At 45.0% G+C, this 22,892-nt stretch carries 19 protein-coding genes; 14 read left to right on the top strand and 5 right to left on the bottom strand.

The annotated features are described in order from the left end of the window. Window positions 1-20 precede the first annotated feature (20 nt). Window positions 21-2,183 carry a glycoside hydrolase family 3 N-terminal domain-containing protein gene (locus MHH57_RS01515; protein WP_342435156.1) on the bottom strand — a complete coding sequence of 721 codons (2,163 nt, stop codon included), beginning with the start codon at window positions 2,181-2,183 and terminating at the stop codon, window positions 21-23. Window positions 2,184-2,784: 601 nt separating this feature from the next. On the opposite strand from MHH57_RS01515, the gene MHH57_RS01520 reads away from it, so the two are divergent. From MHH57_RS01520 to MHH57_RS01530, 3 genes are read left to right on the top strand one after another with little or no spacing between them, the layout of a single operon-like run. Beyond that, window positions 2,785-4,038: a sugar ABC transporter substrate-binding protein gene (locus MHH57_RS01520; protein ID WP_029516846.1), complete on the top strand. Its 1,254-nt coding sequence runs from the start codon at window positions 2,785-2,787 to the stop codon at window positions 4,036-4,038. Window positions 4,039-4,074: 36 nt separating this feature from the next. Continuing rightward, window positions 4,075-4,959 (top strand): sugar ABC transporter permease, encoded by an 885-nt coding sequence (locus MHH57_RS01525; RefSeq protein ID WP_013308374.1) that lies wholly within the window; start codon window positions 4,075-4,077, stop codon window positions 4,957-4,959. Between the two features lie 18 nt (window positions 4,960-4,977). Further along, on the top strand, window positions 4,978-5,832 hold the full coding sequence (locus MHH57_RS01530; RefSeq protein ID WP_069010182.1) for a carbohydrate ABC transporter permease: 855 nt from the start codon (window positions 4,978-4,980) through the stop codon (window positions 5,830-5,832). A 93-nt stretch (window positions 5,833-5,925) separates the two neighbouring features. Here the strand turns inward: MHH57_RS01530 and MHH57_RS01535 are convergent, their stop codons facing one another. Further along, the gene (locus tag MHH57_RS01535; RefSeq protein ID WP_318628192.1) at window positions 5,926-6,603 is read right to left on the bottom strand and encodes a sigma-70 family RNA polymerase sigma factor; all 678 of its coding nucleotides are present in this window, start codon (window positions 6,601-6,603) and stop codon (window positions 5,926-5,928) included. A gap of 127 nt (window positions 6,604-6,730) precedes the next feature. Between MHH57_RS01535 and MHH57_RS01540 the strand changes: the two genes are divergently transcribed. From MHH57_RS01540 to MHH57_RS01590, 11 genes are all read left to right on the top strand, one after another. Continuing rightward, window positions 6,731-8,473, top strand: a complete 1,743-nt coding sequence (locus tag MHH57_RS01540) for an ABC transporter ATP-binding protein (RefSeq protein WP_342434740.1) — start codon at window positions 6,731-6,733, stop codon at window positions 8,471-8,473. Between the two features lie 104 nt (window positions 8,474-8,577). Beyond that, the gene (locus MHH57_RS01545; RefSeq protein ID WP_080710748.1) at window positions 8,578-8,763 is read left to right on the top strand and encodes a CLI_3235 family bacteriocin precursor; all 186 of its coding nucleotides are present in this window, start codon (window positions 8,578-8,580) and stop codon (window positions 8,761-8,763) included. A gap of 71 nt (window positions 8,764-8,834) precedes the next feature. After that, on the top strand, window positions 8,835-10,289 hold the full coding sequence (gene ccpM, locus MHH57_RS01550) for a Cys-rich peptide radical SAM maturase CcpM (RefSeq protein WP_245231681.1): 1,455 nt from the start codon (window positions 8,835-8,837) through the stop codon (window positions 10,287-10,289). A gap of 11 nt (window positions 10,290-10,300) precedes the next feature. Continuing rightward, entirely contained in the window at window positions 10,301-11,425 is a 1,125-nt protein-coding gene (locus tag MHH57_RS01555) for a TIGR04066 family peptide maturation system protein (RefSeq protein ID WP_342434741.1), read from the top strand. 46 nt (window positions 11,426-11,471) lie between these two features. Further along, on the top strand, window positions 11,472-11,714 hold the full coding sequence (locus MHH57_RS01560; protein WP_342434742.1) for a peptide maturation system acyl carrier-related protein: 243 nt from the start codon (window positions 11,472-11,474) through the stop codon (window positions 11,712-11,714). A gap of 157 nt (window positions 11,715-11,871) precedes the next feature. Continuing rightward, a complete protein-coding gene (locus tag MHH57_RS01565) occupies window positions 11,872-12,654 on the top strand; it encodes a muscle M-line assembly protein unc-89 Uncoordinated protein 89 (protein WP_342425547.1) in 783 nt (260 codons plus the stop codon). 148 nt (window positions 12,655-12,802) lie between these two features. Then, entirely contained in the window at window positions 12,803-14,389 is a 1,587-nt protein-coding gene (locus MHH57_RS01570) for a S8 family serine peptidase (protein ID WP_342434743.1), read from the top strand. A gap of 311 nt (window positions 14,390-14,700) precedes the next feature. Beyond that, a complete protein-coding gene (locus tag MHH57_RS01575) occupies window positions 14,701-16,215 on the top strand; it encodes an alpha-N-arabinofuranosidase (RefSeq protein ID WP_342434744.1) in 1,515 nt (504 codons plus the stop codon). A gap of 420 nt (window positions 16,216-16,635) precedes the next feature. Continuing rightward, window positions 16,636-18,531, top strand: a complete 1,896-nt coding sequence (locus MHH57_RS01580) for an HSP90 family protein (RefSeq protein ID WP_342434745.1) — start codon at window positions 16,636-16,638, stop codon at window positions 18,529-18,531. A gap of 24 nt (window positions 18,532-18,555) precedes the next feature. Further along, a complete protein-coding gene (locus MHH57_RS01585) occupies window positions 18,556-19,617 on the top strand; it encodes a hypothetical protein (RefSeq protein WP_342419320.1) in 1,062 nt (353 codons plus the stop codon). A gap of 88 nt (window positions 19,618-19,705) precedes the next feature. Beyond that, window positions 19,706-20,452: a glycerophosphodiester phosphodiesterase gene (locus MHH57_RS01590; protein ID WP_342434746.1), complete on the top strand. Its 747-nt coding sequence runs from the start codon at window positions 19,706-19,708 to the stop codon at window positions 20,450-20,452. Between the two features lie 166 nt (window positions 20,453-20,618). Here MHH57_RS01590 and MHH57_RS01595 read toward each other — a convergent pair whose 3' ends face one another. From MHH57_RS01595 to MHH57_RS01605, 3 genes are all read right to left on the bottom strand, one after another. Next, complete coding sequence (locus tag MHH57_RS01595; protein ID WP_342434747.1) at window positions 20,619-21,446, bottom strand: class I SAM-dependent methyltransferase; 828 nt, start codon at window positions 21,444-21,446, stop codon at window positions 20,619-20,621. Between the two features lie 144 nt (window positions 21,447-21,590). Beyond that, complete coding sequence (galU, locus tag MHH57_RS01600) at window positions 21,591-22,472, bottom strand: UTP--glucose-1-phosphate uridylyltransferase GalU (protein WP_342434748.1); 882 nt, start codon at window positions 22,470-22,472, stop codon at window positions 21,591-21,593. After that, window positions 22,469-22,891 carry a GtrA family protein gene (locus MHH57_RS01605; protein ID WP_342434749.1) on the bottom strand — a complete coding sequence of 141 codons (423 nt, stop codon included), beginning with the start codon at window positions 22,889-22,891 and terminating at the stop codon, window positions 22,469-22,471. The genes galU and MHH57_RS01605 overlap by 4 nt, the downstream gene beginning before the upstream one ends. Window position 22,892: the final 1 nt, after the last annotated feature.

A 22,892-nucleotide genomic window follows, 5' to 3' on the forward strand; every position in this document is an offset into this window, starting at 1 on the left:
GGAACGCCTCACTTTCTTGTTTATTTCACTAACCGAAAACGGCTTTCGCTGGTATCTCGGCTGTTAGGTCCTGTAAAGACGGCAAATTCACCGCTGTCACTGCTGAAGCTCAAATCTGCATGATGATAGCGCAGCTGAGGCTCGGTCAATGCAAATTCCACTTCCCGGCTTTCGCCTGGGGCAAGAAGGACTTTGCAGAAATCTTTCAGTTCTTTCATTGGGCGAACCGTATCACCGCTGATATCACGAACATAGAACTGGACGGTTTCTTCGACTGGACGTGTTCCTGTGTTCGTTACCTGCACTTTCACGGTCAGTTCCTGACCAGGTATAAGGGTATCGCCGGAAAGCTGTACGCTATCATAAGCGACATCGGTATAACTCAGTCCATAGCCAAACGGGAATAAAGGTTCGTTCGGTACGTCTAGATATTGAGACACATAACGTTCTTTTGTATTCGGATCTAACTGCGGGCGTCCTGTATTAAAATGATTGTAGTACACGGGCACCTGTCCGACCGATTGCGGGAATGACATGGTCAGGCGACCCGTAGGTTCGGCATCACCGTACAACAAGTCGGCAATCGCCGCGCCGCCTTCGCCACCAGGGAACCAGGCTTCCAGTACAGCGTCTGCTTCTTCAATAACACCGTGCAGATCCAACGGACGACCATTAAATAATACGGCTACCATAGGCTTGTTCAGCGTCTTCAGGCGCTTCACCAGTTCCAACTGGGCTTGTGGCAGGCGAATATTGGAACGGCTGCCTGCTTCACCACTCATATCCGAGCGCTCTCCAAGCGCCAACACGATAACCTCTGCTTGGCTGGCAACTTGCAGAGCTTCTGCATATTGCTCCTCAGTTATATTGTCGATAGAGCAACCTGTCGCAACCGTGAGCAGCGAGGAGGATATTTTCGATTGGAACCCGTCAACAACGCGAATAGCTTCCTCTTGCGAACCGCTCCACGACCAAGAGCCCAAGATATCACCACTCTCTGCAAAAGGCCCGATCAACGCAATATGTTGATTGCGATTCAATGGAAGAACGGAATCATTTTTGAGCAACACGCAAGATTTAATAGCTAATTCTTTGGCAACCGTACGGTGAGCTTCACAGAACACAACTTCACGTTCACGCTCAGGGTCTGCGCCGCGTAGCGGATTTTCGAACAAGCCCAGCTTTTGCTTGAGCTTCAATATACGCATTACTGCTTCATCAATGAGTGCTTCATCCAGCTGTCCGCTGCGAACCAGCTCAGGCAGATACCCGTTATAGCAAGAGGTCATCATTTCAATATCTACGCCAGCCAGCAGTGCTTTCTTCGCTGCCTCGCGCTCATCCTCGGCGATGCCGTGAGGGATAAGCTCCTTGATGGCGGCCCAATCCGAGATGAGTACACCATCAAAGCCCCATTCATCACGAAGCAAATCACGCATCAGGCGCTTATTGCCCGTTGCGGCTACGCCTTCTACGGTATTGAAGGACGTCATCACCATTTCGCAGCCTTCATCTAAGGCAGCTTTATAGGAGGGGAGATAATACTCTCGCAGCTGCCATGCGGATACATCTACAGTGTTGTAATCCCGTCCGCCTTCACCAGCTCCATATGCGGCAAAATGCTTCACGCATGCGGCCACCCGGTCGGTATCGTTCGTCAGATCTTTACCCTGAAATCCGCGCACAAACGCACGGGCAAATTGACTGTTGAGATGAGGGTCTTCCCCAGTAGATTCCATCACACGGCCCCAGCGCGGGTCACGCACCAGATCGACCATAGGGGCGAATGTGACGTGAACACCGGATACAGCCGCCTCGCGGGCAGCAATGGTAGCGCTCTCTTCTGCCAGCTGCATATCCCATGAGCAACCAATAGCCAGCGGTATAGGGAAAATCGTTTTGAAGCCATGTACAATATCTGCCATAATTAAAAGCGGAATACCCAGACGGTTTTTACTCAAATGAGCCTGCTGAACACGAATTGCTTCCTTGGCCCCTGCGATGCCAAGCACGGAACCGACGTTATGGACATTTTTCTCTGTGATGCCAAGAGAAGCCATAGGGCCGGTAATTTGACTATCTGTTCCCACTTCTTCAAAGAAGGCACCTACAAGCTGTAGCAGTTGATCAACTTTTTCTTCAAGCGTCATGCTTTCTAAATAGGAATTCAGGTGTTGTTCCATCATAATCCTCCATAAGCTGTATTGTTGGTGGACAGCTCTCTTTTTCAGATTCATGAGATTTTTTGGATAAAGATGATTCAAAAAAGTGCTAAAAAGGCTAATAGCTAGTATAGAAGCATAATGTTCTGTCGTATTATTAATCGAAACGTTTCTATTATTGAACTCAGTTGGATTATATACGCTTTCAAATACAGAGTCAAATCCAATTCAGGGTCTATTCATAGGTTAAATAACGTAATAAAGATGATATATATGAAAAAAAGTTGGTATTCTGAGCAAATAAAAAATAATATTCCTATTGAATACGGTTTCAATTTGTTTTATAATGACTATCGAAACGTTTCTATTGAGGGGTATAGTCCTTGTGCTTTGAACATAAGTGTTATAGCGGTATGCTTTAATCGCTAGGTATTTACATGCATCAGGATTTTACAAAATTCGATTCTTGTCGTTTCAAAGTGCAATATATGGACGAATTAAACCATTTCGTTCTATATAATGTTCATTGGAAGTTGCTTATTGAACTTTTGCAAAGTCCTCGTATTTGAATCCGTTATCATATTGCATGATCGGTAAACCGGTCATCTCGGGAGGAATTCGTATGATGAAAAGAACGTTAGGGATCATTTTGGCAAGTACCTTATTACTGGGGGGCGCGCTGGTGGGCTGCTCGTCCAAGGATGATTCGTCTGGCAAAGATGCGAGTGGCAAGACGACCATTACCTTATGGGGTATGGGAGCGGAAGGAAAGCTGCTGCCTGAAATTGTGAAAGGTTTTGAAAAGGAAAATCCGGATATTCATGTTGAGGTACAGGCGTTGCCTTGGGATAACGCTCACGATAAGCTGCTGACAGCAGTTGCTTCAAAATCCGGTCCGGACGTGGTTCAGTTAGGTACATCATGGGTTCCAGAACTTGCGTCTGCGGGTGCATTGACGGATATTACCCCTTATATCAGCAAGTATCCTGAGCTGGAATCGAAGAATTTCTTCGAGGGTGCTGTAGGTACGACAAAATTTGAAGGAAAACCGGTCGGTGTGCCTTGGTACACTGAAACGAGAGTTTTGTTCTACCGTTCTGACCTGCTGAAACAAGTCGGATATAATGAAGCACCTAAAACGTGGGAAGAGCTTTCCGATGCTGCCCAAAAGCTGGCGGCTCGGGGCAAAGGCAAATATGGTATCTCCTTTAGTGCAAAGGAGCAGTCTATGGGCTTTATGTTTGCTCTCCAGAACGGTTCCAAACTGGTTGACGAGCAGGGCAATCCGCTGTTCAACCAACCACCGTTTGTAGATGCTGTGAAGTATGTAAATACCTTTTTCCAAAATGGCTCTAACGCAGTGGATATTGGAATTGACTCCGTTCAAGGTTTGCAAGGTGAGGGGATCGTTCCAATGTTTATCAGCGGCCCTTTCATGATTAAAGAAATCAAGAGCAAGGCACCAGAACTGGAAGGTAAGTGGAATATAGCGGAGCTTCCTGGAAAAGTAAACAACCTGTCCGTTTTGGGTGGTGCCAACCTTTCAATTATGAAATTCAGCAAGCATCCAGAGGAGTCAGCCAAATTCCTGGCTTACATGAGCAAACCAGAAACGCAGCTGAAATGGATGGATCTGTCCAGTAACTTGCCTGCGACTACTAAATCGTGGGAAGATGCCAAACTGAAGAGTGATCCGATGCTTCGGACGATTCGCAAACAGCTAGATCATTCCGCAGCATTGCCGCAACTGGCTGCATGGGAAGAGGTTTCTCAACAATTTATCAAGAGCTTCGAGCGTATTTACCGCGGTCATGCCGATGTACAAAAGGAAATGGATGACTTTAATCAGCAGGCTGCAAGTATTATGAAAAAATAATGATCCATATCCGCCATTGTCAAAGGGAGTGAAGGCATGAAAGGAAGCTCGCAGAAGCTTGCGCCATACTTGTTTATCGGTCCCTCCATCATCCTGTTAACGCTGTTTTCGCTGTTGCCGATACTACTGGCGCTCGTGATCAGCTTCACGGATATGGATCTGTCCGGACTCGTTAATTATGATAGTATTCGCTTTATAGGTCTCGAAAATTATACAAACGTACTATTGGACCCTTCCTTTATAAAGTCCCTTGGTAATACCCTGTTCTTCGTCATCATAGGTGTTCCGTTGGTGCTGATATTTTCGCTTAGCATCGCGATTCTGATTAACATGGGTAAATCACGTGCTTTCAAAGTATTCCGCGTCGTGTTCTATCTACCGTCCGTAACGAATGTAGTTGCGGTCGCGGTCGTTTGGAGCTACTTGTATAATCCGACGCTTGGATTATTCAACTATGTACTTGGTTTGATGAATTTAGGTCCCGTCCCATGGTTGACCGATCCAACAGTTGCGAAAGTTTCGTTAATTGTGTTAGCAGTTTGGCGGGGCATCGGCTTAAACATGATTATCTTTATTGCGGCTATTAAAGGGATTCCGGGTTCTTATTATGAAGCGGCTCAGCTTGACGGTGCCAATACATGGCAGCAAATTCGTTATATTACGCTTCCGCAGCTTCGTTACGCTATTTTCTTCGTGTCCATCACAACGATGATCGGCTGGCTGCAATTTTTCGAGGAACCGTTTGTCATGACCAAAGGGAAACCGCTCGATGGCACACTGACGGCATCCCTGTTCATTTACAATAACGGCTTCCAATTTAGTAAATTCGGGTATGCCGCGGCGGGATCGTTCATTCTGTTCTTCGCAATCATTGCGGTGACGCTGATTCAGTTCCGTTTGCAAAATAAAGCGGAGTCCTGATAGAGAGAGGTGATGAACGTGAAAACAGCTGTTCAGCAAGCCCGCGCCAATACGCGCAGTGGTGAAAAAACATTTCAATGGTTCGTGGCGACTCTCCTGACCGTGGGAGGTCTGTTGATGGTGCTGCCTTTTGCGTGGATGATTTTATCCTCCTTTAAGACTGAGGGCGAGGTAACCCAAATTCCCCCGACCATCTGGCCGCAGCATTTTACACTGGATAATTTTAAATTACTATTCGATAGCATGGCTTTTGGAACCTATCTGACGAATACGCTGATCATTGTTTTAGCTTCTTTCTTCGGATTATTCCTGAATGCCATGGCGGGTTATGGCTTTGCCAAATTCCAATTTAAAGGCAAAGGGTTTCTGTTCTATCTGGTACTAGCAACGATGATGATTCCAGGTCAAGTGACGATGATTCCCGTCTATTTGATTCTGAACCAGATGGGATTGACCAATTCCATGCTGGGGATTGTCCTGCCTGGATTGGTAGGCGCGTTCGCGATCTTCCTGTTCCGGCAGTTCATGTCCGATATCCCGGAAGAACTGCTGGAGGCGACACGTCTGGATGGAGCAGGGGAATTCCGCACTTTTTTACAAATTGTGCTGCCCATTTCGACGCCAATTATCGCAGTACAGGCCATCCTGACCTTCATCGGCGGATGGAACAGCTTCTTGTGGCCACTCATTATTGCGAACGATGAGAAGCTGTACACCTTGTCCGTCGGACTGTCACTGCTCAAGGGACAGAACGAAAGCCAATTTGCCCTGCAAATGGCAGGTTCGACCTTCATGGTCGTTCCGATCATGATTATCTTCATTGTTTTCCAAAAGTATATTATTGAGAACTATACGATTTCGGGGATTAAGTAATAGTGTAGTGTGAATACAAATCATAGTCACAATACGAACAGCGGAGCTTCTCTTAGGAAGAGGGGCTCCGCTTTTTTGCTTTCATGGATAAATTTATATATGAGTTAGACAATATTGATGAGACAATGTACGAAGTTTTCTTTTCAGTCTATAGATTCGAGTCGTTGTAGCCGTAACCGAAATATTATATTTGACAGCAAGGAAGGGCACAGCCAGTTGTCGACAAAAGTAGTCTTCATAGAGCGTATATTCATTGTTGGAAAGCTGCATTAGTATATTAACGATAACCGTATCCACATCTCCCAATCTACGATTTTCCCACTCCTCCTCTACCGAATTTGAATAACTACAGATTTTCTCACATTCAAGCGTAGTTTCATGCTTTTTTTGTGTATAGTAGCACCTAAATGATTTATATATAAGATTTTTAGCCGTGAGGTACAGCCAACCTTTTACATTGGGGTGTTGTTTGAGCTTGACCAGTTGCTGTCTTGCCGCTACAAAAGTATCTTGTGTACATTCTTCTGCCATAAATGTAAAGCAAGACTGATTCTTGACTAAATGCATACAGAAACGGTATACCTCGCTCAGATAAAGTTCACAAATTTTTCTGTAAAAGCATCTGGAACTACCTCTGCACTGATCCTCTTTGCAACAGTCGATAACCATCGTGGTCGGCATTTGTTCAAGCCCCCTTTGGACGGATAAAAAAATAAGTGATTTTTGTATGTGCCAATCATATACATTAATTCCAATTTTCAAGAATGACATAAATCATATTTAATCTCGTAAATATGGAATTACTAGAACAGTTAAAAGATGTTTTAAGGTGATTTTGATTCTGATACGGAATTAGTTAATAGGGGGAGAAGGTACATCTGATGAAAGGGGGAAAAGGATGAAAGAATCCATAGTATATAAACGTCTGGCGGCAACATTTAGGCCTTATCTGAAGACGGTCACTATCATTTTGATATGTCTCATCCTATCAGCGGGCTTGAATATATTATTGCCTTTAACAAGCAAGGTTATTGTGGATCAAGGTCTTCTGAAAGGGAATATGCAGGCTGTAATCCTGTACACTTCTGCTGCGTTTTTAATCGTTTGCTTGGACAAGCTGCTGAATGTGTGTAAAGAAACCTTTCGGGCAGGTTTAAGCGCACAGGTTACCTTTTCTTTATTTGAAAAAGCGTATTTACATCTGACAAGAGTACGAATGAGCTATTTTAACCGAACTAATGAAGCGGAGTTGCTGAACCAAATTGGCACGGATGTAGGCAATGTATCAAGGATCACAGATAGTGGAGTATTTTTTGTAATTATGCAGGCGTTCAGCATGATTGGTGGTTTATGTGGTTTGCTGCTCATTAACTGGAAAATGACTGTAATCGTGCTGCTTTTTTTACCCATCAAATATGTTGTGGTGAAGTACTTTGTGAAGCGTAGAAAAAAACTGGTAGGGGATTTTATTGAAGGCAGTAGTGATTTTGCCCAGTGGTTTGGGGAATCTGTCGGGGGCATGAAGGAGCAGCGAATGTTTGGTCTTATTCCACATAAGCATCAGCAGTTCTCAACCAAGCAGCGTCGAATTGTAGATTCAGAACGGAAATTGTCACTTCTGGACGCCTGGAATATCGCTTCGGAATCTATTTTAATTCAGCTTCTAATGATGCTTGTGTACGTTGTGGGAGCTAATCTTATCTTTCGTTTACAGCTCACTGTAGGGGGGATTTTTGCCTTTGTTTCTTACAGTGCTTATGTTACCACTCCTGTTTTCGCTATTTTAAACATTGGCTACATGCTGGCTGAAGTCGTTCCCTCCGCCATTCGATATTATCAGTTCTTGGACTGGGCAGAGGAAGAGACATCTAATTCAGTCACCCCAGCGTCTATACTAACTGAGCCGCCATTCGAAGATCACATTGCATTTCATCATGTTTCTTTTTCTTATACCAAGGATGAACCCGTCCTATCCGACGTGAACTTTAGGATTGCCCGAGGGGAAAAGGTAGCTATCATTGGAGCAAATGGGGCAGGGAAGTCTACGCTGCTGGATTTGATGATGAGATTCAGCCAGCCTGATCAGGGGATAATCACCTATGACGGCATTGACATCCAAAGCTATGAAATAGATGAGTATCGAAGTCAAATAGCTTTGGTCAGTCAGCAGGTGTATTTATTTGATACTACTATTTTTGGCAACATCCGCATAGGCACAGAAGTCACTAATGATGCAATAGAGGCTATTATCGCGGAGATTGGCCTGGAAGAATTGGTTCAGAACTCGGCAGATGACTTCCTCATAGGCTCGAACGGCTCCAGATTGTCGGGTGGGCAAAGACAGAAAATTGCTATGGCCCGGGCATTGATCAGGGAAGCGTCATTGTTTATTCTCGACGAGGTGACCTCCAATCTGGACACAGAAGCTAGGCTAAATGTTCAGCGATTGTTGAAGACCCGATTGCGTGACAAGACCGTAATCATCGTTACACATCGCAGCGAGATATTAGCGCATGTCGATAGAGTTATTTTGTTGGAGAACGGCGAACCAGCCCAAATAGGATCACACTCCCATTTTATGACCTGTCATGCGGAATACAGAGGATGGGTATTAGAGAAAGAAGAGGTCCCCATAAAATGATGAAAAAAACAAACGCATTCATAGTGTGATTTAACACCATGTACGGAATTAGTATAGGTGAACACCTTTTTAAATCATATCATGAATGGGAGGAGTAGTTTAACATGCGTAAGCTTGTGAAAAGAAGCGCGAATGTAGGCGACACGATTGAGGCATTTGGCTGTGGTTGTTCCTGTTACTGTCCTTGCTCCTGTTATTGCGCAGGCAGTCTGACTCGAAGCTCCAATACATCGCGAGAAAGTGACGGTTCTTATCGCAGAGATAATGGAACTGGAATTGGTAATTATTAAGCTTATACCTGTATGGAGGAGCCTGGACATTCCAGGCTTCTGTCCACATCAAAACAGAGTAGGTGTGAATCATGAACATGTGCCAACCCTTTATATACACATTTCAAACGAGACTCCACCATTATGTATATGATGTAAATACTAATTTAATTTTGCGGATTAAAGAGGAGGCTTATCATTTTCTGAATTCGCATTCCAGCTTCAACCTGGATCAGATGGAGGCTACACCGGAATTGCAGCAGTATATCCGTGACTTGTTGGATAACGGATTTTTATCTTCACAGCGTCCGCAGATTATGAATCATCCCAAGACAAAGCACCTGGAGCATATGCTTCAGCATCAGCTGAAAACCCTCACCTTACAGGTAACTCAAAATTGTAATCTTAGATGCTCTTACTGCGTTTATTCAGGAGGATATGACAATCGAGGTCATACGAATCTGATGATGGATTTTGAGACAGCGCGCAAGTGTATTGATTTTGTCATTGATAGATCAGTAGACAGTGACCGTCTGGATTTCGGTTTTTATGGGGGAGAGCCGCTCATTAATTTCCCGTTGGTCAAGAAATGTGTCGAATATATCAAGGAGCAGGTGGCGTATAGAGATGTAGGTTTTCATTTGACGACCAACGGTACGCTACTTAATGACGATATTTTGGACTTTCTGGATGAGCATCGTTTTGTACTTACGATCAGTCTGGATGGAGATCAAGAGAATCATGATAGAAATAGACGATTTGCTGTTAACGGACGAGGCTCCTTTGATACCATTATTGCCAATGTAGATAAAATTAAGAGAAATTACCCGGACCTCTTTGAATGGATTAATTTTAATGTGGTGCTGGATACCCGTAATGATTTTGGTTGTATCAATGATTTTTATACGAATTATGAAACCTTCGAAAGTCTGTACAGTGTAAGGTCCTCCTACATTAACGATGCTTATGTGAAGGATGAAATTTTGTACAGGAATGAATTTATTGAGCAGAGGGGCTATGAGGTAGTTAAAATGATGCTTTCCAAATTTGGGAGAGTAGATGAAAGCCATGTCTCGAAGCTGATTAAGGACTATTATATTCAGATATATTTCCGAATGTTTCATTATAGAAAGCCTTCTGCGGGGATGCCGATAGAGGCGCATCATGGCGGACCCTGTGTGCCTGGTGTACAGCGATTGTTTGCGGATGTGCATGGAAATCTGTATCCATGTGAACGGGTCAGTGAGCAGTCGGAAGTGGTGCAGATTGGAACGGTGGACACGGGCTTTGAAGTGGATAAAATCAACCGGATTTTGAATGTAGGGACAATCACGGAGGATGCATGTAAAAACTGTTGGAATTTCCGCTTTTGTACGTTGTGTGTTGCTGTAGCAGATGATTTGCATACCTTGTCCAAGGAAAAGAAGCTGAGTCATTGTTCGGTAGTCAAAAACGATATTCGGCACACCCTACTTGATTATTGCATGATGAATGAGCTGGGCTATGATTTCTCCGAGGATACGATTCTCGATTTTGAAAAAGCATGAGGGGTGTCTCCATGACCAATAAATTAATCATTTTTCCGTTTGATTATGAAACGATAGCCCTAGTTAGGAACTTGAATCTATTAGGAAGTTATGAGGAAGTTGTCCTTATTTCTTTTCAAGGGTCGGGGATGATCGGGAAAGATGCCTGTGTAACGGACAAGGGGGAAGTGACAGGCTTCATCGTGAAGCCAGAGTCTTGTTTGGAGCAAGAAATGGAGCGTTGTGATGCTATATTACTGGTGAAATCCAATTTCAAGCTGGATGTAGCTGAGGTGTATCTTCCCGTGATCAAGAAGGCTGGACAACTTGGCAAAAAAGTCATGTGTAATTTCACTTTGCCAGACTCATGTATGGAATTCATCGAACCCTGTGAGGAGCGTGAGGACAAGCTGATTTTTAAAAATACATTTGATGTACGCACGAAAGATATTTTACCGCCTGACCCGGGCTCTGTTATTCATGATTTTTTTACACCGGTTCTATTTGTATTAGGGTTGAACGAGCGAACGCATAAGCTTAATTTACAGTTTAACCTTCGGCAGAAGCTTGAAGCACAAGGATATCGGGTGTCACAAATCACATCTAATGGATGCGGGGAGCTGATTGGTGCACATTCTTTTCCACAGTTTATGTTTGAGAGCGGTATGACGGAAACCCAGAAGATTATCATGTTTAATCGGTATTTGAAAAAAATAGAGCAGAGCGAAAAGCCTGATCTAATACTCGTGGGCATTCCAGGTGGGATTGTTCCTTTTAACAATACGTTCACGAATTATTTTGGAGTAACCTCTTTTTTGGTATCCCGTGCTGTCAGACCGGATGGACTGATCTGTTGTCTTCACTATGATGAATACAATATAAAATATTTGGAGCATGTGAAACAGTACATGGAAAACCGCTTTTCCTCTTCCTTATTGGGATACGCCATATGTAACAATGTATTCGACAGTTACTCTTCTTCCACGGTCAATATGCAATATGCATCTGTTGATCATCGTTTCGTGGAAGAGAAAAAACAGGAATTTTCCAATTATTCCGTGCCCGTACTCCATCTGTCCAACGATGAAGATATGAATAGGCTGACGGAGAATATTTTATATTATTTTTCGGTTGATCATCATGTAGTTCAGTTGTAATGGAGGGAAGAACATGAACTTTACTCAGGATGTAACGGGAACAGGAATGACACTGGAAAATATATTTTGGAAGCTTTTTAAAATAAAAGCGGGCGAGATCAATAAAGAGGCTACATTACTGGGGCCTGATATGGGGTTGTTCCCCAGGGATCTGGTATATCTATTATTTGAAGTGGAAAAAAGTTTTGCTATCCTAATTCCGGAAGAGCGTATAGTGGGAGGGGGGTTGCTTACATATAACAGCTTGTATGAGACGATAAAGGGCTGCTTAACAGTGGAAAAGGAATGAAGGATTTGTGAAAATGATGATAAAACATACAAAAACATACAAAAATATCCGATATACCTCTAGAATCACTTATTTCAGGATTTTGCAAAATTCGATTTCAGTCGCTTACTCGATTTTTGAAAAAATCCTCATTTAGAAGAGAATTGGAGGTTTTAGGATGAATGTATCATTTACATCATCTCACCAATCGCCGTTCCGCACCGCAGATAACAACCGACTTGAACTACGGCATCCCTTTTCCGCTCAGGCTGAAAAGAAGGGTATAGGCAAGCCACAAAACAAGGTTATTCAACAATTGACAGAACAAAAGCAAAATTTGATGGAGAGGCGTTCGGACTATTTAAGTAATGCGCTCAAGCGTGGTCTCGGTCCAGAAGCTGTAAAAGCTGAAATGGAAGAGATAGATAAGCAGATTCAGCAAATTGACGAGAACATTCAAAAGCAGTCACTGGAAGAGCAAAAAAAGGCTTTAGGCATGGATGAGGAGAGTAAAAAAGAAGCTCAAAAAGGTAGAAAGGAAGAATATACGCCTAAGACTGCTGAGGAGCAGCAGCAAAGATTGGTCACCTATACAATGCATAGTGTTGTATCTGCAAACAATGAGTTGAAGAGTGCCAAAATAGCCAAAACGGCACAAATCGCATTGGGAAGCGAGGCTAAGGGGTGGGAAAACGCTAACCCTGCAAAATCAGCGTCTTTGCGTGAAAAGGCAGAAGGACTTAATGGAAAGATCATGGAAATCGCTGCGAATATTAATGAGCGTATCAGTGAAGCAGTGAATAACGAACCGATGATTACAGATCGGGTTGAACCTAAGGAAGAGCAGGAGGCAAATCCAGAGGCAGGCAGGGTGTGGACTGAACAAGAGCTCAATGCTTATCTGGACTCGGCCAAAGACGGGGCGAAGACTGCAGGCACGAAGGTGAATATTGCAGTCTGATCCAGCTATTATGTACATGGTTTGCTAAATTAGGAGGGTGCTTTCAGACGAACGCTATCGTTCGCAGAGGCACCCTCCGCTTACTCTAATAGAACGGAACAGAGCCGTGAGATTCATTCCACAATCCGAAGAGACAGGGGGAGAAAACATGAATGGCAAGATTCATGTAGCCATTATTGACGACGGGGTTAATGCTGGCTTTTTAAACACCCAATTATTATATAACGTCGAAATAGCTCATGGAGACGTAGAAGATGGACATACCTTAAATCACGGTACGCTATGTGCAGCTATTGTACAAACGTATTTTCCAGATGCGATCATTAGCAGTGTAAAAATAATGAACCATAGAAAAGGAAATGCAACTCAGCTTTGTGCTGCGCTGGATTGGTGTGTAAAACATGGTGTACAGGTAGCAAATATCAGCCTGGGGAGTATAAATTATCGAGATCGAAGCATGCTGCGGGAGGCTGTAAATGATGCAGCTATGGCGGGATTAATTATAGTATGTGCTGCACAAAACGGAGGACTTCTTACTTATCCGGCCTCCTTTGCCAATGTGATTGGTGTGCGCTGCGATCATAGCGGTATACTCACAGCAGGACAATATACATATGATGCTGAGTTAGCATTCTCAAGCGGTATCGATTTTATCGCTTTTGCCAAGCATGAACTAGTAGGTGCAGCTGGAGAGGCTGTACAATGTCCCAACAGCAATAGCTATGCCACTCCATTGATTACAGCACACATATGTAAAGTTTTGCAGCAGTCCAAAGCTGTTCCTTCCATAGAACAGCTAAAACATATGTTACATAAGTATAGCTATCTTCCGATACAGGATACTAAATTACCCGTAATGCGTTACGGACATCCGGATTGGATACGGCGCGCCTATGTGTTTATAGAGGAGTGTGCAATTAGTTCGAAAGCACCCTATTATTTTCAGACCCAATGTGAAGCTCAACCCTCTGGCGACAAAGTTGCCGCGATCATCGAACAAGCCATCCTGCGGGAGCGAGAACAACAGGATACAGCGCTCGAAGGTGGACAACGGGTATGCGACCTGACAGATACGATTGTCTTGCTAGGGGAAATGGAGCCAGTGAGCTTGCAGGAAGTGGAGCAATTGGCTTCACGGTATGGAAAACATGTCGTCTATATCTCTAAAGATCAACGACACACCCCATCACTGAATTTTTCGTCTTGCTATTTGCGCTGGTGGCAGCAAGAGGAGGGGCTCTTTATGGCGCAGGAGGAGACTAGCTCAATAGAGGATTCACGCATTCCGCATATTTGTATTTATTATGACAAGGGCATTGACATTATTTATTTTTTGCATGAGTTGAGAGGGGCCTTTGCCCGGGATGAATACCAAAGCTGGATCGCGGTGGACCAGTCCGCGGCAGTGTTGCATGATATGGAGTATACGCTCCCTTTGGATGCAAGCAATGGATTACAGGAACTGTTATATAATGCGGGTAAAATGGCATATAACGCTTATACGGATATTGCTATTTTGTGTGTAAAGGCTGCGAATACTGAGGATTGCACCAAAGAACGAGTTTTATTAGGCGTAGATATTGAGCTTTCTTTGCTGGTGAAAGTGGAAACTGAAGGTATTTACATATCTATACGGACAGAGCAGGGATATTTGAAAGAATGGGTCCTCTCAAACTTAAACGCGGGCGATATAGGTGGTATTTATACATATTTAGAACAACTGTTGGTAGACTGATATTCACTATTTAAAACAGACTGCAAGATACGGCAGTAGCACTATTTTGAACGCACCTATAATCCGTTATTATTATTATTATTTGGTAAAGTGGTTATTCACTCAATAAGTTTGTTTATAAAACAAAATATTTAGAAATACGTAACCAATTGCTTATCGTTTATTATAAATATTAATAAATATATTAAGTATTTAATGATAATATTGACTATGATAAATAGGGTGTGTTATATTAAAACCGTAAATAAAACGGCATCTTAATCTTGGTGGTAGAACGGATTTTATTTTCGCATTCAGAGAGGATGGTTTAGGTGGCAGCAGCTGTAGAAGCAAAGATGATTGTAGACAAATCTTTTCGTATTGCTGAAGTCGATAAACGCATTTATGGCTCTTTTGTAGAGCATCTCGGGCGTGCCGTATATGGCGGTATTTACGAGCCTACTCATTCAACTAGTGATGAAAGCGGTTTCCGTAATGATGTTAAAGAGTTGGTAAAACAGCTTGATGTTCCTATTATACGCTATCCGGGCGGTAATTTTGTATCCGGTTACAATTGGGAGGACGGTGTCGGTCCTGTTGCGTCCAGACCTAGACAGTTGGAGCTGGCGTGGAGAACAGTCGAGCCGAATGAAGTGGGTACGAATGAATTTTTCAAGTGGGCCAAGGATGTAGGTTCCGAAGTCATGATGGCGGTTAATCTGGGTACACGCGGAATTGATGCTGCGCGTAATCTGGTGGAATATTGCAACCACACAGGCGGCTCCTATTGGAGTGATCTACGTCGTAGTCACGGGGTTGAGCAACCACATAAGATTAAAACTTGGTGTCTTGGTAACGAGATGGATGGCCCATGGCAGATTGGTCACAAGACAGCAGAAGAATATGGCCGTCTGGCTGTTGAATCTGCAAAAGCTATGAAGCTGATTGATCCTGACATTGAGCTTGTATCCTGTGGAAGCTCCAGTTCCACGATGCCAACGTTCCCGGAATGGGAAGCAACCACACTGGATCATACCTATGAGGTAGCCGACTATATTTCCTTGCACCAATACTACGGCAATCATGACAATGATACGGCTAATTATCTGGCACGCTCTATGGATATGGATCATTTTATCCATACGGTCATTTCGACTTGTGACTATATCAAAGCAAAGAAACGCAGCAAGAAAAAAATGATGCTCAGCTTTGACGAATGGAACGTATGGTATCACTCCAATGATGCGGACAAAAAAATTGATCCATGGTCTGTGGCACCACCGCAGCTTGAGGATATCTATAACTTTGAGGATGCATTGTTGGTAGGCAGCATGTTGATCACGTTCCTGCGCCACGCGGATCGTGTGAAAATGGCTTGTCTCGCCCAACTGGTCAACGTTATTGCGCCAATCATGACCGAGAATAACGGAAAGGCGTGGAAACAAACGATCTTCTATCCGTATCTGCATGCCTCCCGTTATGGTCGTGGGATATCGCTGATGCCTGTCGTGGATTCGGAAAAATACGACTCCAAGGACTTCACAGACATCCCTTATCTGGACAGCGCTGTAGTTTATGATGAAGAGGGAGACGCGCTGACTGTCTTTGCAGTGAACCGTCATTTGTCTGAATCGCTGGAGCTGACAGTAGATGTACGCAGTTTTGAAGGCTACCGCATTGTCGAGCATACTGTATTGGAGCATGATGATCTTAAAGCGACCAACAGTCCAGCCGGTGAAAAAGTTACGCCTCACAACGGCGGTAACGCCAAGCTTGATGACGGAATTGTAAAAGCTCATTTGGGCAAAGCATCGTGGAACGTTATCCGTCTCGCTAAGTCTCATTAATTCTCTTCTGTAAAAGGGTACAGCTTCGACTGTACCTAAATAAGCTCGCATTCTCTCTTGTAAGAGTATTACAAGAGCGGCAATGCGAGCTTTTTGCGTAAAATGAGCCATTTGTCCCTCCATAGATATAGGGTTCTGAGAGAAGGGTGGATTTTAAATAAATATTATGTTTATTACTAAATTTAACTAGACAAAGATGATCCTTATTCACTAAGTGATCGTACTCCGTACATTTTTGTGAAGTTAATTAGACCCAGTGCCAGACTTCCCGGGTGAAAAAAGGCCCTGTTATATCGTTATCAACGTACTGATACCTGAAATGCAGGGTGTGCAATCCGACTTAAATCCACGTTATACTTTAAAAGACAGTCTATTTAAACCAGATGATGGCAGTAGCATTTCGAGAAAGGAATGATCTCTATGAGTCAAACAGACCAATATCGTTTTCAAGTGAACTTGGGCGGTATGATTGATATTTTGGCCAATCATTTATATAGCAGTCCACGAGTGTTTATACGTGAGGTTCTGCAAAATGCAACAGATGCGATCACGGCTCGCAAGGAGCTGCGGAAGGTTGCTGCTGAAAGTAAAGTATTGAAAGAAGACAAGACCCTTGAAGCTACAGCTTCTGAGAGTAACAACTATGAAGGCAAAGTCATCGTAGAGTTATCTGGTGCCGGGGAGCAACAGGTATTGATGATTCAGGATAACGGCATTGGGTTGTCAGAAGAAGACATTCACCGTTTTTTATCGATTATCGGTCAGTCTTCCAAGAAGGGAGCCGATTTGCTGGCTTCTGAGACTTCGTTTATCGGACGCTTTGGGATTGGGTTGCTATCCTGCTTTATGGTGAGCGATGAAATTGTAGTGCTGACCCGCTCGGTGAAGGAAGGCATCTCCATGGAATGGAGAGGGAAGCCGGATGGGACGTATACGATTCGTCGATTGGAAACCGAGCTGCCTGTAGGGACGCAAATTTATTTGCGCTGCAAGCCGGGAAGTGAGTTTTATTATGAGCCAGTGCATGTAGAGGAGTCTCTATTCTATTATGGGGCGTTGCTGCCGTATCCGGTCATGCTGTCTGTAGATGGGGAGACCAAGCGCGTCAATCTTCCGTCGACGAGCTGGATGCAGGACCCAGAGCAATTACGGAGTCGCCGTAGTGAGGTACTGGATTTAGGCTATCGCCTGATGGGCGAGCGCTTCAGTGATTTTATACCGTTGCGGACGGCATCGGGCAGAACAGGCGGGATTGCATTCATTTTGCCTCGCAGTGTTAATCTGAACAGCAAGCGGCTGCATCGGGTGTACCTGAAGCATATGCTGGTGTCCGACAAGGCGGAAAATGTTTTGCCGGAATGGGCATTCTTCATTAAAAGTCTGATTTGGACAGATGAATTGCAACCAACGGCATCACGTGAGTATTTTTATGAAAATGAGCAGCTTGACGATGTTCGTTCTGAACTGGGAAGCTGTATTCGGGAAGAACTGCTACGAATGGCGCAGTATGAGCCAGACCGCTTGCAGCACTGGATTCGTTTGCATGAGCTGTCCATGAAGGCGCTCGCCGTGGAGGATGATGAATTTTTGCGGATAATGTACCGTTGGTTTTCCTTCGAAAGTACATTTGGGCGGCGTGAGCTGAAAGAACTGATCCAAGAGGCGGACGGACGTCCACTGCATTACACATCGACAGTAGATGAGTATCGTCAGATTACGCATGTGGCGGCGGCGCAATCCATGTTGGTGATCAATGGCGGCTATATTTATGATTCAGACATTTTGGAAAGGCTGCATTGGATTGACCCTAACCTGCAAACAGAGCGTCTTAGCCCTGAGGAAGTATCTCTTTCATTTACCGGGCTAACGAAGGAAGAACGCGAGAGTTATTACGGTGTGCTACGTGTCATGGATGCAGCTTTGCAGCCGATGCGTTGCCGCGCTGAGTTGAAGCGTTTTGAGCCTGCGAGTTTGCCAGTGTTGTATACCATTTCTCAGGATGCACTGACCTTGCGCTCCATGGAAAACACGGTTGAGGAGACAACCTCACTTTTTTCCAATGTGCTTGATAGTCTGAAAGCAGGAGTCCAGCAAAATTCGGGCTATTCCACCTTATACTTTAATCTGAACAACCCGGTGGTGGCACGGATTCTTGAAGCTACCGATACGCAGATGGTCACGGCAGCTACAGAAATGATGTATGTGAATGCGCTTATGATGGGGCACTACCCGATGAACCGCAGTGAGTTGGGACTGATGAATCGGAGTGTACTGCATTTTATCAATTGGGGATTAGGGAATGGACAAAATGCGTAATTGCGTATTTATAGGGGGAGCCAAATGGAAGATACGATATATGAATTGATGGAACAGGCGCAGGATCTGCCCGGGGGTGCAGCAAAGCTGGCGATTCTGGAAGAAGCTGTCCGCTTGGCAGACACATCCGGGTTGAAGGAACTTGCTTATGAAATCCGGGGAGAGATTGTGGACTGCGCTATTTTTAACGGATATCCATTGAAGTCGCTGATTGCTTTTTCGTGGCAGTTGGGCCAATTTGATCAAAATCCAGAGGAATACGACGCAGATGAGCTGTTGTGGAATTATAAATGGATACTCGGGAAGGTGTGCAGCTTTTCCAATATATCAAAGACTCAAATAGAAGATCTGGCGGAGGATATGCGCAGACGTTATGCCGAATATGGGTATAATGAGCGTCCATATTACTATTATAAGTTCCGCATCGCGATGGACATGGGTGAACTGGATGAAGCACGGCGATATCTGGATACCTTCCGCTTGGTCGAGCGGGACAGTATGAGTGATTGTGAGGCCTGCGAGCAGAGCCAGATGGTGCGGTTCTATTATTTGACCGGAGAAGACGAGCAGGCGCTTGCCGTGGCAAAACCGATTTTGTCGGGTCGCATGAAATGTGCAGAAGTACCGCATGTGACGCTCTCGCAGGTGCTGTTGCCGCTTTATCGTCAAGGCGAGGTTGATCAGGCAAAGGACAATCATCGCAAAGGCTACCGCCTAATTCGGGATGATCGCGACTTCCTGAAAACGATAGCGGAGCATATCGAATATTTGGCGATTGCCGATCCAATTCAAGGAATCGAAGTGGTAGAGCGTCATCTACATATGGCACTGGACTATGAGAGCGGGCTGGAGCAGATGTATTTTTACGCGACGATGGTGAGTCTACTGCAAAAGTTGGATACTTCGGGAGAAAAACGGTTGATCCGGTTGCCGGCTTCCTTGGAATGGGGTAAAGAGGATCGCACTTTGACAGAAATCATTGCGTACTTTAGGCCACTGGCAGAGTCAGCGGCGGCTGATTTTGATCGACGGAACGGGAATACGTTTTATTCCGATTGGATCGGGAAAATTGTTCAAACGGCATAGAAGAAGTGGTAGCTGTGACGAATACTTTATACAGCCCAAACAATGAGCAGGTATAATGTTCCTGTGAAATGACAGGAGGGGTTATGTTGTGACTGTAACCGAAAAGGTGATTAATTTCGCACATCGCGGAGCTTCAGGTGTATGTCCCGAGAATACGATGGCGGCATTCTGCCACGCCTTGGAACTGGGAGCAACAGGTATAGAGACGGATGTGCAGCGTACCCAAGATGGGCATCTGGTGCTGATTCACGATGAGTCGCTGAAGCGTACGACAGGTTGCTCACTGGATGTAAAGGATATTACGCTAGAAGAATTAAATAAACTGGATGCGGGCAGCTGGTTTGATGAGAAATTCCGAGGTGAGCGGGTCCCGATGCTGGATGAGCTACTGGAACTAGCCCAGTCCTCGAATACAATTATTAATTTAGAGTTGAAAAATAGCATTTATCTCTATCCGGGAATGGAGGAAGAGGTCATTGCTGCCGTGAAGCGTTTTGGGTTGGAACAGCGGGTAATCATATCCAGCTTCAATCACGAATCGCTGGCGCTCTGTGCGCAGCTTGCTCCTGAAATCAAGACGGGGGCGCTGTATATCGAAATTATGGTTCGTCCATCGGAATATGCCACCCAATTCGGGGTTACAGCACTTCATGCCTACAAACAAGTTGTTACACCAGAAGCTGTATCAGAGGCTTTGGCATTAGGCGTCGTCTACCACCCATGGACGGTGAATGAGCCAGAAGAAATGAAGCGTCTGCTGGAGGCCGGGGTGAACGGCATCATCACGGACTACCCTGATCGGTTGGCGCACTTATTGGCTGTTCGCTCTCTCTAAGTCGAAGATACATCGGAACTGTGACTAAGGTCTGCAAGGATATGACTGTGGCTATTTATTGAAGCAAAAAAGACTCTCCTGTACGCACTCGTTTTTACGAGGCGAGGGAGAGTCTTTTTTGCCCTAAGCCGAAGAGCGTATCATCCACGATGACCTTGATTCCTTTCTACTTGATGCCGAGCCGCATCCGATAGCTGAACAGGATATCTAGTGTTCTGCCCTGAAAATGATTCTCTACCAGCTTCACGAAGCGGGCTATATCGTCGTCAAGCGCTCGATTGCCAAGTTTGAAGAGACTTTGAATACCCCCTTGGCTGAGAGCGAGCCCTGTATAGCGAGCTGCGTCACACTGCTCACGGTTATGGAAGACAATCTCCCGGGTATATCGGAATTGTCCGCTGCGGTGCAGATTAGCTAAATGCTGATCCTTGCTCCATTTATGAGCTTGTTGCTCTACTGGGGCTTCCTGTTCCAAAAGGGTATCCGCTTTGGTGATAAGCTCTGTATAAGCTTGCTCTATCTGCCATTGCAGCACCGGAGGCCAGTCACAGTCAAAGGCCGCGAACACGCCGCCCTGAGCCAAGACCCTGCCCGCTTCCTGAAGCGTGCTCTCGGGATCCATCCAGTGAAAGGATTGAGAGCAGGTAATGACGTCTACAGTTCCGTCTTCAAAGGGCAGGTTGTTGGAGAACCCGCTTTTGAAGGAAATGGTTCCTGCCCTTGTCGTTCCTGCTGTCTCCAGCTTGTGCTGCGCCTTTCCTCTCATATCTGGGTTAGGTTCGATACCGACGATTTGCCGAGCGGCGTTTTCCCATATGAAGGTTGAAAGTCCTGTACCGCAGCCAAGATCGGCAACTAGCTCTACGTCTCGCTCCAGATAGCGACTGATAATTTCCACGACGAGTGACGGCGCTTCCGGGCGGTGCTGATCGTAGTTGTCGGCAAAACCGTTGAAACGATCCACATTACTTTGCAGATTTCCCTCAGGGATCATAGGTCCTTTTCCTCCTTAGTATCGACCGGGCGGCCGTGTAGACTCAAATGCTGCTGTACTCCTATAGTGTACAATTTTACATGTTCATCCATCTACTCTCGTGATTTCACAGCACCCGTCGGATTTCGGAGGGAGGAAATCCCCCTATTTTATCATTGAAGCAAGCGCCCACTCGCGCATCATGGAGTCAAGCATTGGACGCAAATCTTCGCGTTGCATACCCATGTGGAGCACGGCTTCCAGATATCCAGCTTTATCTCCAATATCATAACGTGTGCCTTCCAGTTCTAATGCGAGCAGTTGGTTCTGCAATGCTACTTGATGAAGGGCGTCCGTCAATTGGTATTCACCGCCCGCTCCAGTGGACAGGTTTTCCAATATAGAGAAAATGGAAGGCTCTAATACATACCGACCAATGACTGCCTGCCGCGAAGGGGCATCTGCCGGAGATGGTTTTTCAACAAGTCTGCCGACTTCGTGAATGAGACCGTTCTGGTGAGTGGAGTCAATAATGCCGTATTTACTCACATCTTGTTCTTCCACTGTGCGCACGCCGACCACTTGCTTGCCAGTCGCTTCGTAAACATCCATCATTTGACGAATCGCCGGGGTGGAGGAATTCATAATATCATCGCCCAGCAACACGGCAAAGGGCTCATCGCCAATGAACTGACGAGCGCAGCTTACCGCGTGTCCCAGGCCGAGGGGTTCTTTTTGACGGATATAGTGAATGACTGCTTTGCCCCCGATGCTTTGAACTTCACGTAGGAGATCATATTTACCTTTGCTCTCCAGTACCTGCTCCAACTCCACAGACTTGTCAAAATGATCCTCGATGGCTTTTTTATTACGCCCCGTTACGATAATGATGCTCTCAATTCCGGACTTGATGGCTTCTTCTACGATATATTGAATAGCCGGCTTGTCTACGATGGGAAGCATCTCTTTCGGTAAAGCTTTCGTAGCTGGTAGAAAACGGGTTCCTAATCCGGCGGCTGGAATAACAGCTTTTGTAATTTTTCTCATAGAAACTCACTTTCCTTTCGGGATGGGGAACCGAATACCCAGTATCGGCTCCCGATATAATTGATGATCATTCCGGCTGCGGTCGCGATCAGCTTGCCTAAAGCAAGCGGCAACTCGGTTCCAGTGTGAAGCACTTGCAGTAATAAGGAGGTTATCCCCAATACGATGAGGTTAATGATGATGAATTTAGGTAATTGACCCTTATTAGTGTTGTTTGATAGTTGTTTGTTGAATGTCCATTTGCTGTTCAAAATATAACTGTTGGCTGTGCCGCAGCTGTACGAAATGAACTGCGCTACAATGACTGGCACTCCGCCCCAAGCCAGCAGCATAAAAATGATATAATCTACACCCGTATTCACCAGACCTACGATGCCAAATCGGATCATAGGAAGCAGCTGGGCCATGCGACTTTTCATG

The sequence above is a fragment of the Paenibacillus sp. FSL H7-0442 genome (assembly GCF_038593105.1).
GTDB lineage: Bacteria > Bacillota > Bacilli > Paenibacillales > Paenibacillaceae > Paenibacillus > Paenibacillus polymyxa_D.

What these genes read in the sequence shown, in the direction of transcription:
- MHH57_RS01515 (WP_342435156.1), bottom strand. Translation starts at nt 2,183, where the DNA reads ATGGAACAACACCTGAATTCCTATTTAGAAAGCATGACGCTTGAAGAA.
- MHH57_RS01520 (WP_029516846.1), top strand. Translation starts at nt 2,785, where the DNA reads ATGATGAAAAGAACGTTAGGGATCATTTTGGCAAGTACCTTATTACTG.
- MHH57_RS01525 (WP_013308374.1), top strand. Translation starts at nt 4,075, where the DNA reads ATGAAAGGAAGCTCGCAGAAGCTTGCGCCATACTTGTTTATCGGTCCC.
- MHH57_RS01535 (WP_318628192.1), bottom strand. Translation starts at nt 6,603, where the DNA reads ATGTCATTCTTGAAAATTGGAATTAATGTATATGATTGGCACATACAA.
- MHH57_RS01540 (WP_342434740.1), top strand. Translation starts at nt 6,731, where the DNA reads ATGAAAGAATCCATAGTATATAAACGTCTGGCGGCAACATTTAGGCCT.
- MHH57_RS01545 (WP_080710748.1), top strand. Translation starts at nt 8,578, where the DNA reads ATGCGTAAGCTTGTGAAAAGAAGCGCGAATGTAGGCGACACGATTGAG.
- ccpM (WP_245231681.1), top strand. Translation starts at nt 8,835, where the DNA reads ATGAACATGTGCCAACCCTTTATATACACATTTCAAACGAGACTCCAC.
- MHH57_RS01555 (WP_342434741.1), top strand. Translation starts at nt 10,301, where the DNA reads ATGACCAATAAATTAATCATTTTTCCGTTTGATTATGAAACGATAGCC.
- MHH57_RS01560 (WP_342434742.1), top strand. Translation starts at nt 11,472, where the DNA reads ATGACACTGGAAAATATATTTTGGAAGCTTTTTAAAATAAAAGCGGGC.
- MHH57_RS01565 (WP_342425547.1), top strand. Translation starts at nt 11,872, where the DNA reads ATGAATGTATCATTTACATCATCTCACCAATCGCCGTTCCGCACCGCA.
- MHH57_RS01570 (WP_342434743.1), top strand. Translation starts at nt 12,803, where the DNA reads ATGAATGGCAAGATTCATGTAGCCATTATTGACGACGGGGTTAATGCT.
- MHH57_RS01580 (WP_342434745.1), top strand. Translation starts at nt 16,636, where the DNA reads ATGAGTCAAACAGACCAATATCGTTTTCAAGTGAACTTGGGCGGTATG.
- MHH57_RS01585 (WP_342419320.1), top strand. Translation starts at nt 18,556, where the DNA reads ATGGAAGATACGATATATGAATTGATGGAACAGGCGCAGGATCTGCCC.
- MHH57_RS01595 (WP_342434747.1), bottom strand. Translation starts at nt 21,446, where the DNA reads ATGATCCCTGAGGGAAATCTGCAAAGTAATGTGGATCGTTTCAACGGT.
- galU (WP_342434748.1), bottom strand. Translation starts at nt 22,472, where the DNA reads ATGAGAAAAATTACAAAAGCTGTTATTCCAGCCGCCGGATTAGGAACC.
- MHH57_RS01605 (WP_342434749.1), bottom strand. Translation starts at nt 22,891, where the DNA reads ATGAAAAGTCGCATGGCCCAGCTGCTTCCTATGATCCGATTTGGCATC.